A 20,765-nucleotide genomic window follows, 5' to 3' on the forward strand; every position below is an offset into this window, starting at 1 on the left:
CACGCTATTTTATGTGGGGAAAATTGAAAAGGCAAAACAGCTGCTTTCTCTTTCAATTTGTGTAAAAATAGTAGGCTTTTTAATCTACGGTCTGTATATGCCTTTAATTACAACCCAAATCGATCGGGCCATCCGCGATTTACAAGCAGGGAAACCTGTTGCCATACCTACAGAAACGGTCTATGGATTAGCAGCACCTATTAATAATGAGCAGGCCATTCGCACCGTTTTTGCGATGAAGAACAGACCATTAAACCATCCGCTAATAGTGCACGTCGCCCACGCTTGGGATCTCAACCAATGGGTCAAAGACATACCAGCCTATGCACAGCAACTCATTAAAAAATTCTGGCCAGGTCCTTTAACCCTTGTCTTAGATTGCAAACAAGAGCAAATCAATCCAGTAATTACGGGAGGCCAGACTACGGTTGCCATCAGATGCCCAGCCCATCCCCTAGCTCAGGAACTATTGACCCAATTAGGCATCCCACTGGTTGCTCCTTCAGCAAACCCTTTTGGGAAAGTCAGCCCCACAACCGCACAGCATGTCAGCGAATCATTTCCTAATCAAGAATTAACGATCTTGGACGGAGGCCGCTGTGCTGTGGGCATTGAATCCACCATCATTGATGCAACGCATGCGGAGAACTATCAAATTTTACGTCATGGGCTTATTGATGAAAAAACCATAGCACAAGTCATTGCGACCCCATCTTTGCATCATGAAAATACATTGCGCGTCCCGGGAAAATTAGAAAGTCATTATCAACCCCAAAAAACGCTCTATTATTTTGCTGACTATGAAGCGCTCGCACATTTTTGCCAAAAAAAACCAGATGAAATTTATGTTATCGCAAGCAAAAACCCCTTAGGCGTCCTTGAAAATCATTTTCATCGATTGCAAGAGCATCCAGAACAAGTAGCCTTTGACTTATATTATCAATTAAGAAAGGCCGATGCATCTGCGGCGCAAATCATTGCCATCGAACTTCCCCCCACAACAGAAGCCTGGCAGGGAGTAAGAGAGCGTATCTTAAAAGCGGGAATTCCCTATTCCAATTAAAGTGGAACAATGTACTCAATATTAATCTGAAAAAGACATTGACAGAGCAGCAAAATATGAGTAACTTAGCGCCACAATGCCGAGGTGGTGGAATTGGTAGACACGCTAGCTTCAGGTGCTAGTGGGGGCAACTCCGTGGAGGTTCGAGTCCTCTTCTCGGTACCATTAATTTTTAAATTATTCTTTTTCCCGTCTCATCGTCTCATGTTCACAAAAATTAATTCTAGTGAATGAATAAGTTCTAAAAACTGTCTTGAATTAAAAACTTAAGGCAATTGCTACGCTTGCTAGTACTCAAAAGTAGCCTGGGTGAAGACGAAGTCGTACCCGAGTTTCAGATAAAAAATCAAGCACCGAGCTCCCGGGGTTCCGCTTCGCCTCACCCAGGCTACAATTTACTAATGCTTAACCTGACCCAGTCTACGCTTACTATGCTCGGGATAACGAGAATTCTACTAATTACTAAAATTTCCACTATGATGTGTGATATAAGTTAATTTTTGCTTCAGTTATTATAGACCGCTGCGAAAAGGAGGCGCGCTTATGAACATTATTATTAGCGGTGGAACAGGCTTAGTTGGACAAGCTTTAGTGCCTGAATTACTGCAAGCTGGGCATCATATTTATGTACTTGGACGAGATGAACAAAAAATTAAGCATACCTTTGCAAATACAGTACATGCGATTTCCTGGGATGCGCTGACGGCATTAAATCCAGATGACTTTGAAGCAATTATTAATTTAGCAGGCGAAAATATTGCTGCACACCGCTGGAGTGCTAGTACCAAAGAAAGGTTGCTTGCAAGCCGTATTGAAACAACCAGCCAATTAGTACTGTGGGGAGTCAAAGCCAAAACGAAAAAACCGCATTTGTATAATGCAAGTGCTATAGGCATTTATGGATTACAGCACACACTAGCAGAAGATAATCTTATTTTTACGGAAACCACACCCTCGATTACTTCACCGGCAGACAGCTTTTCGACACATCTTGTCACTCAGTGGGAACAAACTGCAAAAATTGCTTTTGAAAAAGGAATGCCGGTGACCTTAATGCGTTTTGGTGTGGTTTTAAAACGTGGCGATGGGATGTTGAAAAAACTGGAATTGCCTGCAAAATATGGCCTGGGCGCTGTCGTTGGTTCTGGAGAACAGCCTTTAGCATGGATTGATAGTACGGATCTGGTTAAAGCAATCATGTTTTTAATCGCGCATCCGGAGATTACAGGGCCGGTGAATTTAGTCGCACCAGAGCGTGTATCACAAAAAACATTTACCAAAACATTCGCGCAGGTACTTAATAAACCGGCATTTCTGCACATGCCTGCCTGGGTTGTAAAACTTTTATTCGGACAAATGGGAGAGGAGTTATTATTATCGGGGCAAACCGTGGCACCTCAACGCTTATCAGAATATCAATTTAATTTTACATACCCCACTTTATTGTCTGCGTTAACTAAAGAATTTGGAGGTTAAACATCATCATGAGTCTTCGATTATTATCCCTAGATGAAGTAAAACAAAGTATCACTATGAGCCAAGCAATTAAGGCAATGGAAGATGCCTTTATGCAATTAGCCAAACAACAGGCTAAATTGCCCTTAAGAACGGCGATTGCTATTGATGAAGAAGAGGCACTTACTTTAACTATGCCTGCATATTTGACTCAAGATAAGGCTTTAGGTTTGAAAGTAGTGTCTATTTTTCCTAAAAATAGCGCCCGTAATAAACCCTCAATTACTGGTTTTATTATGTTGCTTGATGCCAGTACTGGCGAACCCCAAGCCCTAATGGATGCAGCCTACCTTACTGCATTAAGAACTGGAGCCGTTTCTGGATTGGCAACTCAATATTTTGCAACAGAAGATGCACATCACGTAGCCATCATTGGTTCAGGTGTGCAAGCAGAAACACAATTACAGGCAGTAGCCACGGTGCGTGATATCAAACAGGTGTCCATATGGTCGAGAAATAGAAACAATGCAGAACAATTCGCGGCAAAACTCGCAAACCAATACACGGTCAATGTTTATGAGCATATCCCCTCCGCGATTAAAGATGCGGACATCATCTGCACAGCCACGGCCAGCACTGAACCCTTAATCCATTTGCAAGACATACAAGCACATGCACATATTAATGCCATAGGCTCTCACACGCCCAAGATGCGAGAAATTAGCGATAAGGTACTGAACCACAGTGTTGTGATCGTCGATCAATTAAGCGCGGTCATGGCCGAAGCAGGTGAAATTATCCATGCGGTCCAACAAAACCAGTTAAAGCAAGAAGATATGATTGAGATGGGGCCTTGGTTACTGCATAAAAATAAAGATTACAAAAAGCAAAACACTGTATTCAAATCAGTGGGGCTGTCTATCCAGGACGTAAGCGTTGCTGCTGTAGTTTATGAAAATGCACGACATAAAAACTTAGGTACAGCATTTGCGCTAAATTAAGAGAGATCCAGATATCATGTAGCCTGGGTGCAGCGCAGCGGAACCCAGGATTTTCTCAACGTGAATAAGCTTCTTAATCCCGGGTTTCGCTGCGCTGCACCCAGGCTACATACTTATACTATTTAGTTTCTCCTAGCGCCTGACCAAAGCGTATCGTGCTTCCCGCTTTTAAATCTTTATTCCAATTCATTTGTGCCCCATTGGCAAACAGCAAAATGACCGTTGAGCCCAATTTAAAGTACCCCATTTCATCACCTTTGGCCATGTGCTTCTGCTCGTCTTGATTGTATTCAAAATCAACACGGGTTTTGCCGCGTTTGATGTCTCCATGCCAACTGGTTCCTATTGCCCCAACGATTGTTGCGCCAACCATCACCATCACCATGGGACCTGCCTTAGTGGAAAAAAAGACAGCTAAACGTTCATTGCGTGCAAACAACCGCGGTACAACACGAACAGTTGATGGTTGAACTGAAAATAAAGCACCAGGCATATAGGACATGGATATGAGTTCAGCATCAATGGGCATATGCACACGATGATAATCTTTAGGTGATAAATACAAAGTAGCAAAACGTCCATTAATAAATTGGGCGGCCTGATCTTTGCGACACATTAACAGCTCTTCTACTGAATAATGATGTCCTTTTGCCTGAATTAATTGACCTTGCTCAATGGCACCTATTTCACTCACACACCCATCTACCGGTGAAATAATGTCCGTATTGGCTAATGGTCTGCATTCTGGTTTTAAATAACGAATAAAAAAATCATTAAAACACGAATATGCCGTTGGATCTTCAATCAACGCCTCACCCATATTGACCTGATATTTACGGATAAATCGTTGAATGATGTAATTTTTTACCTTGTCATGTTTCACATCAGCCAAACACCCAGCTAAAGTCGTAAGTCCATGTTTAGGGATTAGATATTGAGGCAATGTTTTTATTAAATCAAAAGACATATAAGCTCTTGTAACGTTTAAAAAAAAGGATCATAACCTATACTTTCAATGCTCACAAACATAGTTGTATGCATTGAAAGTATAAGCACGCTCGAAAAAACTATCTCCTGTATGAAACGATGTAAAAAGATATGTCTAACCGTGTTTTAATAAGTACAACCTTCCGTGAGTAGCAGTTGACGATTTGACGCAGCAATTGACTCATGATGATATTTCAGATTAATAATATAGTGCTCTCTGAGGGCTTTGAGATGTTCTTTGGGTTCTTTGGGGTTTACCAAAGGAAATTCGGAGATGAATTTATACCCTTCATTTTCGAGCATCGCTTCATGCTGAGTTGTTTCTTTTTTAATCGCTTGTATTATTTTGGTAAACAAACACTCGCTTAGTGTTGAAGAGTCTAATCCATTCATAAAGATCAGGGCGAGCACTTTCGAGTTACAATTTCCGTTTAAATAACCTTCAACTTCCGCTCTCCTAGATGCAACCCAAAGACTTCCTAATGTTGATCTTTCTGCTTCATATTTTTTTAACGAAGATTCGACCAGGCTTTTAAATGATCGTTCCGTCAAGGTATCTACCCAATCATACATGGTTTTATATATCTCAGAAATAACTCTATCGCTATAAGGATGAGTAAATCGCTTGTCCTTTTTAGAAAAGTACACCACATCACGAGTAAAATCTGCGATCCCTTTTTCAAAACTTTTATCGCTTATGGCAAGATCAATACTTGGTATGGAGGGCACAATAAGAGGAGTAAGATGCTCGATAAGCAATTTATTCAACTCCCCATCTTGTCTTAATCCTGAGCTTAAAATATAAGCCAAACGGTTGTCCCCTCGTTCATTAGCGCTGGCTTTTAAATACTCTTTAACTGGTTCGGCTCTTTGGCGAAATGACAGTGTGCTTATTGTAGGAGCATATTTTTTGTCAATAATTTCTATAATGTTGCGTTCCAAATCTGCAGCCTTGATGGATTTTGCCCAAACAAATAATGAATCATTATATTGGTTTTTCACATCTTCATGAGTAAAAGGCAATACTTCCCTTTTCACTGCAAGCACGGCGTTTTCCATGAGTTTATCTGTCTTTGTCAGATGCAACTTGAAGCTGACCTGTTCTGCAATTAACTTAAGGCTTTCAGCCATATTATTAAATTCAGCGGCATGGGTTGTTGTATTTGCTAAGGCTTGGCAAATTGTTAGATTATGTGTTTTATACAGTGAACTCAGTTTATCTGAAAATTCAAGGTTCTCTTCTTCAGTGAGATTTTCACGTTTCGTTTCATAATAGGTTTTAACTACTGTTCGGAACTCATTAATAAAAGCAACTAATGCCGGTACCGCATCGCGCAATTTACTGTCTTTATCAACACTAAGCTTTGCTACAATTGCTTCCTTATCGAGTAAGGGGAGATTTCCAAATAACTCCCAGGCACTGGTTAACGTCTCATCTGTAGCTTCTTTGCTACCGAATTCGGAAATTTGTACGTGCGGAGGCTTGGTCGCATCTTTAAGTACCGATTTCATTAGTCGGTATGAACTGTGAATCAACTCTTTTATTGTTGGAGCAAACGCATCACGCCAAACCTGATGATATCGTTTTTGTAACTCATCGAGCTTATATTTCGGATCCTCATCACTTGCATAGGTCGTTTCATTTTCATTTTTGACCCATTCCTCTATGTTCCGATAAAAAGAAGGTTTTTGATAAAGAGATTGATAAGTAGGTAGCAGTGATGCCCCATAACCATTATCAGAACATCCCATATAGAAGACAGCAACCCGATATAAATTGTCGAAATGCTCTTGATATAAATCCATCATAAAATCAACAAATGATTTTTTGTCGCTCTCTGCATTACAAAATTGGGGATACAACTCTTCATATTTTGCTCTTAAGCTGGGATCTGTTTCATCTAAAGAGGTGTAATTTAACGGTAAATCACCAAAAAGTTCGGTTAAACGCTCACGTTGTACCTCTGGCTGAAATGTTAATAATGCTTTTAAAACAGCAGCCAGTTTTTGCTCTTGAGCAATAGAATTCTGAGCCAAGCGCGCGAATTCAACATACTCCGGATACGCTTTAGGTAGCTTCTTAAGAGCTTGTTCTTGTAGGGGCAAAATTACCGGAATAGTCTCCTGTCCTGGATGCTGGTAAGATGGCCAATGATAAGGCATGGATTCCTGGACATTAGGAAAAGCCGCATAATCACGAACGGTGAGCTTAACATGCTTTTTAGGAACGCCTATCACCTTCCTGGGTTCTTTCATGTGAATGGTGAACCAATAGAAAAACATATCAAAATCGATATCACCGGCCAAACTCAGGTTGTGCGGATGCGAATCATCATCATCAAGAAACCATCGACCGACCAAAAGCTCCATGACGTTTTTTTCGATGAGCTTTTTTACACTGGGGGCAACTTGTTCCCTTAAAGTACTATTAACGGGAGTGCCCTGGCTGAGAAAATGAAAAGGTTTAAAATCCTTAACACCAATAGAAAGCGTACCAATTAATCGATCTTTAGTGTGGCCTCTTTGCGTGGTGATATCTAAGATATTATCCTTTACCGTTTGCAGCTGCTCACTTAAAGGCAGCTCAGGTTTAAAGTTTTTTATATCTTTGACCGCAATGGTATCTTTTTTTATTAGGCCTTCGGGAGTTTTAACAGTGTAGTGGAATAAGTCCTTCTCTAATTTAATATAAAGAGTATTGTCTTTTAGCGTTTCTTCACTATCGGGCATTAATTCAAGATCATGCTTGGCAAATACCAAGCGCTCTTCTGCAGATCTTTTTCCTTGGAAGGCCCTTTTGAAGGATGAAGTTGCTACACTAATTTTGGCTAATAATTCAGGATAGTGATTTTTAGGCTCTAATTTCTTAAAAAAAGCATCCTTGGTGACACCATCTTCTTCAAAGCTAACCTGAAATGTTTCGTGAGAGCTATCCGAAATCTTTTCTGAATATTTGAGTTGACTATGCCAAAGTGCCTTTTTTGGAATTCCCATATTTTAGTCCATTAAATCACAGTCGTCCTTTTAGAATAGTTCATATTAGGCAGAAATATTCAATAAGTTCAAGAATAATTTTCAAACAGATAACAAGGAAACTAAACAGAAAAACAGGTCATACAGGGCATTTCAGTAAAGAAAACCATTGCAACATTGATAGGGTTTTCCAGTTCCGGATCACACAAATTACCATCATAATTAAGGCAAAGATGCCCCGCCCAGGAGGGAGATGGGTTCCCAGGCTAAAGGCTGTAGCGTTCATTAGCTACATTGGATTTAACTCATTTAACAAATGGCATTATTGACCAAATACCATTTTCGTACTCTTCTTCAACTTCTGCTTCTTCCGCTTCTTCTGGTGCGATAAGCTTTAGTACGCTCCTATCCACCGCTCTTATTTCTTCTCCGGAGGCTGATTGATTGAAAAACCAGAAATTTCCAGTCCAGTGATGTTTAAGTCTATTCGCTCCAGTAAGCGAAAAGACACTTATGAATATATTAGCAATAGCAATTAAAACATCAATTACATCCTTGTAGATTCCCGGCTCAAGTTGAGGGTCGACGATCTTAAGAATATCCTTTTCAGCTGCCTGTAATCGCGTACGCACTTTAGTATGGGGATTCATAAGCCCATCATAAGCAAGCATGTACAACTTTTTTCTGTATGACTCTTGTGCCCCTTTCCATTCACCATGCATTTTCTGATAGGATTCGGAACTGGACAAACGCTCAGAAATTACATTACATTGTGCCTCAACTTGCAAAATCACTTGTCGGAAACGGTTAGCTCGCTCACTCTCTTCTGCCGCCAACTCAACCATTGCTGCCTTGTTCTTTAAATCCGACATTAATGCGAAATTCTGCATTAACGTAACACAAATAAATCGCTCGCGTAAACATTGAGCTAAAACCAGTTGCAGTGGATCTTTGATGTCCTGCACTTGATGCCCTTGAGTTTGTACTCCGATCACACCGGCATAAAGAACTTTTATCAATGTTTTTCTATGAGTTTCATCTTCTATATGAGCCAACTGCGGCAAAAACAGACGCAATGCATGTCCCTTATTATCTTTCCCTAATACCAACTGATATTCTTGAGGCGTAATACCGCCCGTTTTCTTTAATAGAAACAGTGCCGTATTTGCAGCCAGCAACTCTTGGGTATTTAATTGATATAAACGCGCACCAAGCGCAGCATACCCTTCGAACTCTTTAGCAAAATGATGTTTAATTGAGTCCTGTAAATGCAGGTGAGGGTCTAAAACATGTTGCTCAAGTTTTTTAATATCAATAGTTTTTGTTTGATCTAAAGCAACTAGACTCGAAGCCATTAAAGGATAGGCTTCTGCTTCAGCACGGATATGCTGATACGCATCCACAGACAACTCTTTTCCTAACTCATTTTCTTTAACCCAGAAAATCAAACACAGCCGCTTACAGTCTTCATCAGGGAAATTATGAATGGTCATTAATTCGGCAAGTTTTGCAGGATCTTTAAAACATTCTTTGGCCTCTATAGCAAGTGCCGGCTCCAAGTCAATGAGCCTGTTTAAAGCTTGATAATAAGCAGCATTCGATAAAATAAGACGAATTTCTTCATCAGAATATTCCTGCTCTATTAAGAAGGGGATTAACTTAATTTGTGTTTCATCCCACATATAAGCGCTGAATTTGTTTATCAGTTCTCGATTAGTGAGTAATTGCCGATTTTGTTGCAGCAATCCTTTTTCATAAAATACGATGATAATTTTTAATAAACTTTTATTAATGCGCTCATCATCGGTGAATTGCAGTGCCTCAAGTTCCTGGCGTAATGGACTGGGCGGGTCGGCCAACAAATCTTTGAGTGTGTTACCCGACAAAGGAAATTCGTCTTGTATTTTATATTGAACAATCCTATCTAGGGCAAGATTATCTGCAAACAATGCGGGTAAATTAAGTTCAGCAAACGGAATAGGCCCGCGCAGCGTTACGCTTTCTTCATTGACTTGTAATTTTCGCATCAACAACGCAATACGTTGAACACGTAAATTAATTGCATTATCCCCATTGACTGCATGTTGCAATAAAGAACGGGGCAAAGTAGAACCAAGCTGCTGTAATAGCGGTTCTACAGAGGGGACTACGGAAACAGCCACGCCAGAATTAGGCACTTTAATAAATGGGCTTAAATCAAAACTGGATAAACAGAAAATCGACCTATCTTGGGGAACTGCATGGCCATTTTTGCCTAGAACCATGACCCATTGTGTCGGATCATCCTTGCGATACATCACCAATAGCCCACAATTCTCTCCTGCATCATTAACGTAGGAAAAACTCTGACGCACTAAATTCGTATGGCTAACGTCTGGATCTTCCCCCTCTTTTTTGAGCGGATTAGGTCCAAACAAAAAGGCCGAGTTACCGGCAGTCATATTTCCTTGTAAATAATATTTGCCTTGTGACTGGGTATACCAAATCTTAAAATGTCTTATTGCTTGTTGAACTGTACCTAGAAAATTAACGGCGGGAAAATCTCTGTAAACTATTTTTGTGTCATCTTTTTTTTCTGCAATAGCCCAGTCCTGTCCAAATGCATGGAAAATTTGTTGTGCATTTCCCTGTACCCAATAAGGCATAATTCATTCTCAACATGACAGATTGGGAGTATTATACCAATATTTCAACTAATGGTGATGCATTTTTACAAAAAATGCATTTTTAATACCTAAAATTGTAGCCTGGGTGCAGCGCAGCGGAACCCGGGAATTCATAAATAGATTTTTTAGCAAGAAAAAAATATGAAATGCAATATCATAGGCGCAGGCCGATTGGGTAAAAATATAGTATTGGCCTTATCTAAGGCGCAACTTATCAGCTCATTTGCCATTTGTAATCGTAGTTTAGAAAGCGCGCAAAAGGCCTGCCAGGAACTTGGTCTTGGGCAGGCAATCACTAAAATAGAGCATTTACCTGCGGCTGATGTGACCTGGCTCTGCTGTAATGATGATGCCATGAGCGATGTGGTAGCCACACTGGTGCAATCCCAAGTTTTAAAACCAAACTCATTTGTTATTCACTGCAGCGGCGTGCTTAATTCTGATTTGCTCAAGCCCTTAAAAAAACAAGGCTGCTTCGTTGCCAGTTTGCATCCGCTTAAAGCGTTCAAAACCAATTACCTCGATGCTTCGGCATTTAAGAATCTCGATTGTGTTTTAGAAGGTGATGCCGAAGTTTGTGAGTGGTTAACAAGCTCTTTTAGCCAATTAGGCGCTCAGCTCATTGCAATCGAACCTATAGCCAAAGCCGCCTACCATGCCGCCGCGTGCATGGCATCAAATTACTTAATTACCTTGGCAGCCTGTAGTGAAGAATTATTTCTGCAAGCAGGAATTCCTCCCCAACACAGTCGAACAATGATAGTCAACTTAATGCAAGGAAATTTAAATAATTTATTACAAACCGAACACATTGCCGACTCACTCACCGGTCCCTTGGTAAGAGGGGATGTGCGAACCCTTGCCCTGCATTTACAAGCTATAGAAAATCCCGAGATAAGACGTTTATATCAAAGTGCGGCCTTGAGTACATTGTCATTAACTTCATTATCTGAGGAGATAAAAGAGCAAATTAGAGCGCTTTGTAGTTTGAATGAAAATTAATTTTTTACTTAGTTAATGTTTAATTGCCCTGGGTTACGGACTTCGCCCTCACCCAGGGAAAACAATTACCACAGTTACTATATTACTCTTCGAACTACACTTGGATCTGTAGATGTAGATGTGGGATCTGAACTCACTCCAACACCAACTCCGCTGTCTAGATTACCCATAGTTGAAACTACTGGTTTTTTCTTTGGTTCTTCTACACTGCCAGCGTGTGTAAACCTTAATCCATCTCTTAGAACACCTGGACTACCAACACCAAAATCTTCTCCAGGATGTTGTGGCTCGTCTCTACGTACTTCCTCTCGTACGTGTACTTCTTCTCCTTTAAGTTTTCCTTGAGCTTTTTGCGCTTTTTTAAGTTCTTTTTGTGCGAGTTTCTCCATCGCACCTTTTTCAAACAAATCCTTTTCCTTCCCTGTTATTGGTTTGCCGTCTTTCTTCATAAATAATGGATCTTCATTGAGCACATCAAGTATTGCTTCGCGCGTTTTTTTCTCCTGACCTTTATGCGCTTGGGTTTTACTGGCACCAGTAGCATCAAGATGCATCTCTCTATCTGCCGCATTATTGGTGTCAAATGCAGACAAAACAAATTTTCTCCATGGGGGGATTGCGAGGAACGGTAAAGTTGCAATCGCAACTACTCCTAAGAAGAATTGAGTTGCGCTACGCAAGAAATCACTTTTAATGTCTTGTATCCATGAGAAACTAGCAACTTTTGCGGCACCACCTTGGTCTTCACGTGAAATGGCTGCAGCACCACCATGCAGGTTGCATTTACTTACGCCGACAGCAATTGCCTCACGTAATTTATCTGGATCAGCTGAGTTACCATTCGCATATTGGGTTAGTTGCGAATAAATAGCTTCCTCATGTGCCTTTAATTTAGCCCTACCGCCGTGCTGCACACGTTCATCAATACTTTTCAATAATGCAAAGCGTAACATGACGTCCTGATTGCGCTCATTACCGCTTTTACAGCCGCCAGTTGATGCATATTCAATATACATACTCAGAGTTTGCGCAAGTTGACCGTAACGAGAGTCCCAATGCTGATTGGTAGCAATCATGCGTGCCAAGGCATTGGACGCTAAGGTGGGTAAATCCTCCGTCTCTTCATTTTTCTGACTTAAATCTTTTGCTAACTGCTTTTTAAAGTTCCTAATATCATAAATTAAAGCCAAACCCTCATCTGATGCAGCGAAATATTTCTCTCTATCTTTTGGATCCTTAGTTAGGAAAGCGTTATAAGCCTGAAGCACTGCTTTATTTATGTCAGCAACTTGCTGTTTTATTTCCGGACTTAAGACACTATTTTCCTGTAGGGCATGCAGCATGGCCATTTCGGTACTTAAAGTAATATCATCCAGCTCCACAGAGCCAGTGACATCTAAAAAGCTTCTATCTACCTGATAACCTAAATCCCGAGTATGACGATTGGTTCCTATATTTTGCACGTATAAAAAGTTATTTGTTGGTTCCTGTTGTTGTAATTGTTCTTTTGCAGCCTCTAGTTCATCGTGTAGTCTGTTGTATTCTCTCTGCCATTCCCCATCGTCCATCATCATAGGTCCGTCTTTGGTATAAGCATCAAATTGAGCTTGCAACTCTTTTACACGATCGTAATAGCGTGCATTAAATTCATGCATAGCCTGCATCATGTATAGCGCACTAGCTCTTTGACGGTTATTTCTATCTCCTATTAGAGGCACACTATCAAAAGCCCCTGAATGGAATGAAGTAAATAAATGTTCTACGACAGGACCATCTTTGCCGCCACGCATCGCCCGCATTTGATCATGAAGGAAACCATATTTCTTTACTAAGTCGCCTCTAATTTCCTTGTCCGTCATTGACCTTAGCTGCCCATCTTTTCCTACTACTTCATGAAAAATCAGGGCTGGGGAAGGGATACGCGCACTCATCGCAGAAGTAGGTTGCAGCTCACCATTTTTATCTCGATAGGTATAGGCAACGCGTCTGTAGGCGGCTTGGTCTTCTGCTCGCTTCCCTGGTAAAAACTCAGGCTTTTCATGTGCTGTTTGCTGGGTGCCGCTGATGAGCATGCCTTGTTGCAGGTAATTAGACGTGTAAAAATAATCGTATCCTGTAGCAGTATGCGCGGTAAATTTATGTTTATCTAAGCTGCTACTTAATTGTTGCATGTACTTTAAAATTTCGTCGCGGCCCAATTTTTGTTCTTTTAAAGGGTCGACTTTTTGTTCTTTTAAATATGCAACCACTTCTTCTATAACCGCTTTTTTTGCAGCAGCAGCTAATTCGGTTCTTGCTTTTGCTAAACTCTTGTTCAGTTTTTCTACATCAACAACCCCTGTTTTTCTATCAGTCGCGTTCTTAACCGCTTCCTTATAAACTTTAGCCACTTCTGTCTGCAGTTTTTGTGCTGCTTTATGGCGAATATCTTGCCAAGCATCTTTACTAATCGTTCGCTTGTCTGTACCAAAGGTTATGGAGCGTCTCTCACAAGTTCCAGCCATTAAACACATATGAGCATAAGTTTCTTCAAAAGACGCAACCTGACTTGCTCTTTGATGAGAGGGGAGTGGCTGGGGACCATATTTTGCTAGAAAACTGTCCCTTAGCTTCATATGTACATCAGAGCCTTCTCCACTTAAATCAATGGAGCATAAAGTGGTATCAGTGGGAGTACGGCCACCAAGGGTGTCTTTGAGTGCATCTTTAAGATCGATACCGACTCTTCTAACAGCAACATTCGGTCTACCTACTGCCTCCTCCATCTTCTTGAGAACTTCGTCTTGTTCTTCTTCACTTAGCGTCAATTCATAAACCAAACGTCCTTGAGGATCAAATAATAGATTATCTTGCAGTATTGGTTCTCTGGTGTCTCTTTTTCTGGCTGTTACTACTTTTTCCAAAACTTTTTGCTGGAGGTACTCTTGATAGATAGCATTGGCTTTAGCTACATTATATCGCTGGCGTTCAATCAGTATTTCTTGGCGTACCTCAGGAGACAAATTATCGAAATCTTCATTTATAGTGTCTAAAGCCTTTTCTGCGTTGCTTTTATCCTGTATTACAGGATGTTGTTCTATCACTGCTTGGCGTGCGGCTGCTTTTGCATTTCGTTCGCGATCTTCTCCGGCCTGAAAGAGTAGCTTCTGATAAATTGCGATTTTGACATCATCTTCTAAAGCCTGAAATTGTCGTAGATGAGCAAACTCACCAGCATCAACAAACTGTTTAAATTTTTCTGAGAGTGACATACACCGACTCCTAATTGGCCCTTATGTTTATATTTTAGCACTAAAATATTATGTAAACCTTACGTTCAGACAAATTGGGCAGTTTATTGATAGTAAGCAAGATTTTTTAACGAAATTGAGTAATAACAAGAAAAAAAAGTGGCCTGGGTGCAGCGCAGCGGAACCCGGGTTGGCCGTAGAGAAGTAAGATCCCGGGTTTCGCTGCGCTGCACCCAGGCTACAAAATAATTGGAAGGAGGCGCCTAAAGCCCAGCTTCATGCAAATGTTCCGCCTTGGCATTCTTCTTTGCTTTTCTTTTTTCTTGCCAAGTGACCAACATCACGAAAAAGGCCGGCACAAAGACTACTGCCAGACAGGTTGATGCCAGCATCCCGCTACACACAGCAATACCAATTGAGCGTCGCGCGTTGGCACCAGCACCAGTAGCGAAAACGAGCGGCATCACACCGAGAATAAATGCAAATGAAGTCATCAAAATAGGGCGAAAACGGGTCTTAGCACCAATGACTGCAGCTTCCATAACCGATTTATTATGTAGCTCATGTTCTTCTCGTGCCACCTCTACAATCAAGATGGCATTCTTAGCCGCCAGGGCAATCAACAGTAATATCCCAATCTGGGTGTACATATTATTGGAAAGACCCAAAGCAGATAAGGCCAATACAGTTCCAATTAAGGCTAACGGTACGCTTAACAAAATCGCTGCCGGTGCGATCCAGTTTTCATATTGTCCCGCTAAAATCATATACACCAAAACGAGTGACAAAAGAAAAATATAATAACTCATATTCCCGGCAATTTTTTCCTGATAGGCAGTACTCGTCCATTCATAAGATACGCCTGCGGGTAGCACTTCTTTAGCAACGCGTTCCATCGCCTGCATGGCTTGACCCGAGCTATAACCTTTCGCCGCCATTCCATAAATATTACTGGAAGGATATAAGTTATACAGGGAAATAATCGGAGGACCTACTGTAGGTGACATATCGGTCAGTGTTCCTAATGGCACCATTTCACCGGCTTTATTGCGAACATAGAAATTACGTACATCACCAACCGTCATCCGTGAGTCCGCATCCGCTTGCACATAAACTTGAAAGACCTGTCCGAATTTTGAAAACAGGTTCACATAAGAGGAGCCCAGATAAGTTTGTAATGTTTCGGTTGCATCGCCAACAGTCACGCCCAACGTTTCTGCTTTAACCCGATTGATTGGCGCCGCAAGCTGTGGTGCTGAGGCACGAAATGAAGTCATCAATCGTTGCAACTCCGGTTGCTGGCTTGCATAGTAAATCAACTGATCCGTCGCTGCTTGTAATTTGCGATAATCAAATGAGCCATCTTGCAGTTCAAGTTGCATTTGGAAGCCGCCTGAAGTACCTAAACCCTGTATGGGTGGCGGGATCATCACCAATACTTTAGCGCCTAAGGTTTTTCCGGCAATCTCATTCAGCTTATTGTATAAGGAAAGTAAATCCTCACCTTTACCGCGCACACTCCAATCTTTAAACATTACATACAGAACCCCCCCATTGGCAAGGCTTGCACTATTATCTAATAGAGAGATCCCATCAATGGTAATGACATTTTCTATACCGCCAATTTTGGAAACTTGGTCGCTTAAATCATGTAACAGCGCTTCGGTGCGCCCTAAACTGGAGCCATCGGGTAATTGTACGTTCAACATCGCATAACCCTGGTCTTCAATGGGAATAAATCCCGTTGGGATGCGACTTAAGCCGATAATCGCCAAAACTACGAGGGCAATACCAACGAAGCATACGGCCTTATTTCTATGAACAAGTCGGTCTATGAAGTTAATGTAGTTATTTTCTATAGGGTAGTAATATTTATCAAATAAACGAAAAATGAAATTTTTCTTTTTCTTAGTATCAACGGGCCTAAGCCACATCGCACATTGAGTGGGTTTCAAGGTCATGGCGTTGATCGCACTGATAAATGCCGTTGCGGCAATAACCAAGGCAAATTGGGCATACATCGAGCCGGTTAATCCTGGCATAAAACCGGCGGGAACAAAGACAGCCATTAATACCAGCGTAATGCCAATAATAGGCCCTATTAATTCGGCCATCGCATTAATTGCCGATTGTTTGGGCTTAGTACCGCGCTCAATATGCTGGGTCACGCCCTCGACAATAACGATCGCGTCATCAACCACGATTCCGATTGCTAAAACAAGTGCAAATAAAGTTAATAAGTTGATGGAATAATGCAAAATAAACATGGCGAAAAACGCACCAATGATGGTCACGGGTACGGTGGTCGTCGGAACTAAGGTCGCACGCGCGTTTTGTAAAAAAAGTAGAATGACAATTAAAACTAAAATACCTGCTTCAAACAGAGTTTTATAGACCTCATCAACTGATGCTTTTACGAAAATAGTGGTATCAAAAGGAATGGTATACTCCATACCTGGAGGAAATTTTTCTGCCATTTTTGCCACGGCTTTACGCACTTCGTTTGCAACTTGCAGCGCGTTTGCTCCTGGGAGTTGATAAATACCAATAGCAGCCGTCGGTTTGTTATTCAGTTTTGCCAGCTGGCTGTAGCTGTTCGAACCTAACTCGACCCTCCCCACATCACGGATGCGTACAATTTGCGCACTACTGCTTTGATTGGCACTTTGATTGGGTTGCTGCGCTACTGTTTTCACAATAATATTTTCGAATTGACTTGCATCAGCAAGTTGTCCCGGCACATTCACTGTAAATTGATACGATTGCTTCCCTACCGCCGGTGGCGCAGCAACTTGTCCGGAAGCAACCTCTTGGTTTTGATGGCTAATGGCTTGCAGAACATCACTTGGATTCAGTGAGTAGGCCAACATTTTTTTAGGATCCAGCCAAACACGCATTGCATAAGTACCGGTTCCAAAAATAATCACATTACCTACACCAGGCAGCCGTGCCAGCTCATCTTGCATATTAATTGCTGCATAGTTATCAAGGAACAGCCCATCGTATTCACCATTTTTGGACGTGAGCGTAATAAATTGCAAAATTGCCGTCGATTTTTGCTGTACCACCACACCTTGTTTTTGCACTGATTGTGGTAACTGCGCCATAGCAGCTTGCACCCGGTTTTGTACCAGTACTTGTGCAAAATTAAGATCCGTACCAATAGAAAAAGTAACAATTAGCGTATAGGTTCCGTTATCCGTACTGGTGGATTGCATATACAACATGTTTTCCACCCCGTTTACTTGCTGCTCAATGGGCAGGGCGACGGTTTTGATTAATGTTTTTGCATCAGCACCAGGATATGTGGTTGTCACCTGAATGGTTGGGGGAACAATAGCAGGATATTGAGATACCGGTAGGGCAATAATCGCCACCAGTCCCAGCAACACGATGAGTAGCGCAATAACATTTGCCAATATAGGCCGCTCAATAAAAAATTTAGAAATCATTCTGCCGTCTTCTCACTTTGTGTAACATCACTCAAACAACGCCCCTGGCACATCTAAATTAATGCTTGGCTTTTCCATTGTCTTTATTGTCTTTATTGTCTTTATTGTCTTTTGGCAGTGTAGTCTGCTCTCGTGGCTCAACCTTATTGCCAGGAGTCGCGTTTTGCAGGCCATCAATAATGACTCTGTCTTGCGCAGTAAGTCCCGAAGTTACCCCGCGCATTCCATTCTCTACACTACTCAAAGTGACTCTTTTCAACACGACGACATTGTTGTTGTCTACAGTCAATACATAAGCACCGATTTGATCATAAAGAATAGCGGAATCAGGCACGGTTAACTGCTCTTTAGGTCTAGATATCGCCACGCGTACTTGCACAAAAAGTCCTGGTACAAAAACATAATCTTTATTTTGCAGTAGTGCACGCAACTCCATGGTGCCTGTAGATGCATTAAGGCCTGTATTCACAAAATCAAGTGTCGCTTTGTATTTGAAATCCGTATCACCTTGTAAGCCAATTTCGACAGGAATTTGTTTAATATCTTCTGGCTTAAACCCACTTGCACGAGCTGCCGCACGTAATCTGATTAAATCAATTTCATTCAGATTAAAGTAAACATAGATGGGATCAATTTGCTGTATGGTTGCTAAATTCGTAGCTTCACCGTGACCGACGAGATTGCCAATATCAACCAAATGTCGACCAATGCGGCCATCAAATGGGGCTGAAATATGGGTATAACTGTAATTAATGGCCGCATTTACTTCATCGGCCTCTGACTTATCTAATTCTGCAGCAATCTCTAGCGTTTTGGCATACCATTTTTCGACTTCATTTAGGGAGGTAGCATGCTCTTTATACATACGCTGTTGGCGTGCATACTCCGATTTGTTATAAACAAGCGAGGCCTTTGCAGCAGTTACAGTCGCCTTAGCGGCCCTAAGTTTTTCAAAATAAGGTTCGGGCTGAATTACAAAGAGTTCTTTGCCTTTTTTTACAAAGCTACCATCAACAAACTCAATTGAATCAAGAAAGCCTTCAACACGTGCAACCAAGTTCACTGAGTTATAAGCAACCGTATTCCCTGTTTGGGTAACATATTCAGCCATTTCTGCACGGATTGGTTTTTGCACCACCACCGCAGGCGGAGGGATCGTTGGCACTTTGCTTTTGCCAAAAAAATGCACCATCAAATAGATGAGAAGTAAAATAGCAACTGCTATCCCTACCATTTTGACTGACTTTGAATCTTTATTAAAGTTCATACCCGCTACCATTTTATTTATTTCCCAAATTTCCTTTTCTTTAAAGGTGAGGGTATATGCCTCATCCAATCCTATTTTTTCCTTACCATTTAGGTAAATAAAGTTCCTTTATTCTTTCCTTTTTAGTTAGAGGTGCTTCATGATTTTGCTGCTTGAGCAAAGTACCCCAATTTGTTCGTGCTGCCATTTCTGCTTTAATTTGTAGTGGCACCACATCATTAATACCACGTATTTCCCAGCCACCGCCAAGTGCTCGATAAAGAGCGACTAATGCCTGTGGAATATTCGCTTGTGCATTGACTAATGAAGTCTGTACACTCAGCTGCTGCTGCTCAGCATTGAGTACCGGCGTAAAGTCTGTTTCTCCGTTAATATAACGAATTATTGCCAGTTTTAATGTTTTAGTTGCAGCGGTATTCGCTTTAGTTAAGGCATGCTCTGCTTTTTTTGCTTCAATATAAGCCGTAATGTTGTTTTGCACTTCTTGCTGTGCTTTTAACACTAAATTAACGTAATTTAATACAGACTGCTGGAAGACGGCATCTTGTGCGCGTACCGCGTTGGTGATTTGGCCATAATTGAGGATGGGCCAAGACAGGGTCGGGCCAGCAGTGATTGAGCGATTCGACCAATTAAATAGCTCTGAAAGCGAGTTTGAGCCGATATTGTTTGAAGAAAAAACAAACGTTCCATTTAAGGCAAAAGATGGGAAGAGATTCGCTTTTGTTGCCCCGATTTTAGCAGATTGTGCTATAGCATCTAAACGGGCTTGATGGATGTCTGGCCGACGCGCTAATGTCTCTTTAGGGATGCCAACTGCTACCGATGAAGGCGCTTTGGGAATTCCCTTGCTTTTCTTTAGCTGTCCATCAACACCATTGGGCACCGTACCTAATAAAAGTGCCATGGCATTTTTTTGTTGCTCCAAACTATTTGCCAGTGGCGGTAAAGAGGCTTCTGTTTGTGAAAGCTCAGTCTGGGCTTGCTCCACATCAATTAAGTTGGTTTGACCCGCATTATATCGGGCTTTGGCTATTTTTAATCCTTCCTTCTGCACTACGATGTTGGCTTTTGTTACCTTGATTTGTGCTTCATAGGTACGAATTTGGATGTAGGTGCTGGCAATATCTGCAGTAAGTGTGACTAAGGCATTATCATAAGCAGCAAGCGAAGATAAAAATGTAGCATCATTAGCCTGAATTGCTCGACGATATTTACCCCAGAAGTCAAGTTCCCAATTCGCGGAAAAACCCATTGTGGCAGTTTCAAAAGTGGAAGGCAAAAGCGTTTGCAGCTCACTACCACCAAGTTGATAATAGGTGAAATTACCAACTGCGGCCTGTTGTTGCGGATACAACATACCAACTGATTGCGCCAAAAGAGCTCGAGTTTGTAAAACCCGCACCCCAGCAATCTGCACCGTCAGATTACTGTGATATCCTTGATCAATTAATGAAGTAAGCACAGGATCATGAAATACATGCCACCATTTGGCGGTTCTGAATGGGGTTTCTTTTACTGTTGCATCTTTTTTCGGCCAATGTGCTGCAACCGGTTTTCTGGGCTCTTTATAATTAGGACCAACCATAAAACAGGCACTAAGCAGCAGACAAGCAACAAAGGTAAAAATTTTTAACATGAGTGCTAAGATTTCCCTATCTAAACTATT

At 41.4% G+C, this 20,765-nt stretch carries 11 protein-coding genes and 1 tRNA gene; 5 read left to right on the forward strand and 7 right to left on the reverse strand.

What is annotated here, in order from left to right; all coding sequences use genetic code 11:
• The first annotated feature begins 97 nt into the window (after window positions 1-97).
• The 4 genes from Lste_RS13095 to Lste_RS13110 all read left to right on the forward strand — a co-directional run bounded on the left by Lste_RS13095 (window position 98) and on the right by Lste_RS13110 (window position 3,519).
• Window positions 98-1,063, forward strand: a complete 966-nt coding sequence (locus tag Lste_RS13095; protein WP_058511371.1) for an L-threonylcarbamoyladenylate synthase — start codon at window positions 98-100, stop codon at window positions 1,061-1,063.
• A 78-nt stretch (window positions 1,064-1,141) separates the two neighbouring features.
• Window positions 1,142-1,228: transfer RNA gene (locus Lste_RS13100), tRNA-Leu, on the forward strand.
• A 378-nt stretch (window positions 1,229-1,606) separates the two neighbouring features.
• Window positions 1,607-2,539: a TIGR01777 family oxidoreductase gene (locus Lste_RS13105; RefSeq protein WP_058511372.1), complete on the forward strand. Its 933-nt coding sequence runs from the start codon at window positions 1,607-1,609 to the stop codon at window positions 2,537-2,539.
• An 8-nt stretch (window positions 2,540-2,547) separates the two neighbouring features.
• Window positions 2,548-3,519, forward strand: a complete 972-nt coding sequence (locus tag Lste_RS13110; RefSeq protein ID WP_058511373.1) for an ornithine cyclodeaminase family protein — start codon at window positions 2,548-2,550, stop codon at window positions 3,517-3,519.
• A gap of 118 nt (window positions 3,520-3,637) precedes the next feature.
• Here Lste_RS13110 and asd read toward each other — a convergent pair whose 3' ends face one another.
• The 3 genes from asd to Lste_RS13125 form a co-directional block, all read right to left on the reverse strand.
• On the reverse strand, window positions 3,638-4,486 hold the full coding sequence (gene asd, locus Lste_RS13115; protein ID WP_058511374.1) for an archaetidylserine decarboxylase: 849 nt from the start codon (window positions 4,484-4,486) through the stop codon (window positions 3,638-3,640).
• A 146-nt stretch (window positions 4,487-4,632) separates the two neighbouring features.
• The gene (locus tag Lste_RS13120; RefSeq protein WP_058511375.1) at window positions 4,633-7,500 is read right to left on the reverse strand and encodes a hypothetical protein; all 2,868 of its coding nucleotides are present in this window, start codon (window positions 7,498-7,500) and stop codon (window positions 4,633-4,635) included.
• A gap of 284 nt (window positions 7,501-7,784) precedes the next feature.
• Window positions 7,785-10,124 (reverse strand): hypothetical protein, encoded by a 2,340-nt coding sequence (locus tag Lste_RS13125; protein WP_058511376.1) that lies wholly within the window; start codon window positions 10,122-10,124, stop codon window positions 7,785-7,787.
• Window positions 10,125-10,286: 162 nt separating this feature from the next.
• On the opposite strand from Lste_RS13125, the gene Lste_RS13130 reads away from it, so the two are divergent.
• Window positions 10,287-11,147, forward strand: a complete 861-nt coding sequence (locus Lste_RS13130; protein WP_058511377.1) for a Rossmann-like and DUF2520 domain-containing protein — start codon at window positions 10,287-10,289, stop codon at window positions 11,145-11,147.
• Window positions 11,148-11,224: 77 nt separating this feature from the next.
• On the opposite strand, the gene Lste_RS13135 is transcribed toward Lste_RS13130, so the two are convergent.
• From Lste_RS13135 to Lste_RS13150, 4 genes are all read right to left on the reverse strand, one after another.
• Window positions 11,225-14,398 carry a hypothetical protein gene (locus Lste_RS13135; RefSeq protein WP_058511378.1) on the reverse strand — a complete coding sequence of 1,058 codons (3,174 nt, stop codon included), beginning with the start codon at window positions 14,396-14,398 and terminating at the stop codon, window positions 11,225-11,227.
• A 242-nt stretch (window positions 14,399-14,640) separates the two neighbouring features.
• Entirely contained in the window at window positions 14,641-17,829 is a 3,189-nt protein-coding gene (locus Lste_RS13140; protein ID WP_058511379.1) for an efflux RND transporter permease subunit, read from the reverse strand.
• A 58-nt stretch (window positions 17,830-17,887) separates the two neighbouring features.
• The gene (locus Lste_RS13145) at window positions 17,888-19,096 is read right to left on the reverse strand and encodes an efflux RND transporter periplasmic adaptor subunit (RefSeq protein WP_237760483.1); all 1,209 of its coding nucleotides are present in this window, start codon (window positions 19,094-19,096) and stop codon (window positions 17,888-17,890) included.
• An 82-nt stretch (window positions 19,097-19,178) separates the two neighbouring features.
• Entirely contained in the window at window positions 19,179-20,735 is a 1,557-nt protein-coding gene (locus tag Lste_RS13150; RefSeq protein WP_058511380.1) for an efflux transporter outer membrane subunit, read from the reverse strand.
• Between the last annotated feature and the right edge of the window lie 30 nt (window positions 20,736-20,765).

Origin of the sequence: Legionella steelei (genome assembly GCF_001468005.1) — a bacterium.
In the GTDB taxonomy this organism is placed as follows: domain Bacteria; phylum Pseudomonadota; class Gammaproteobacteria; order Legionellales; family Legionellaceae; genus Legionella; species Legionella steelei.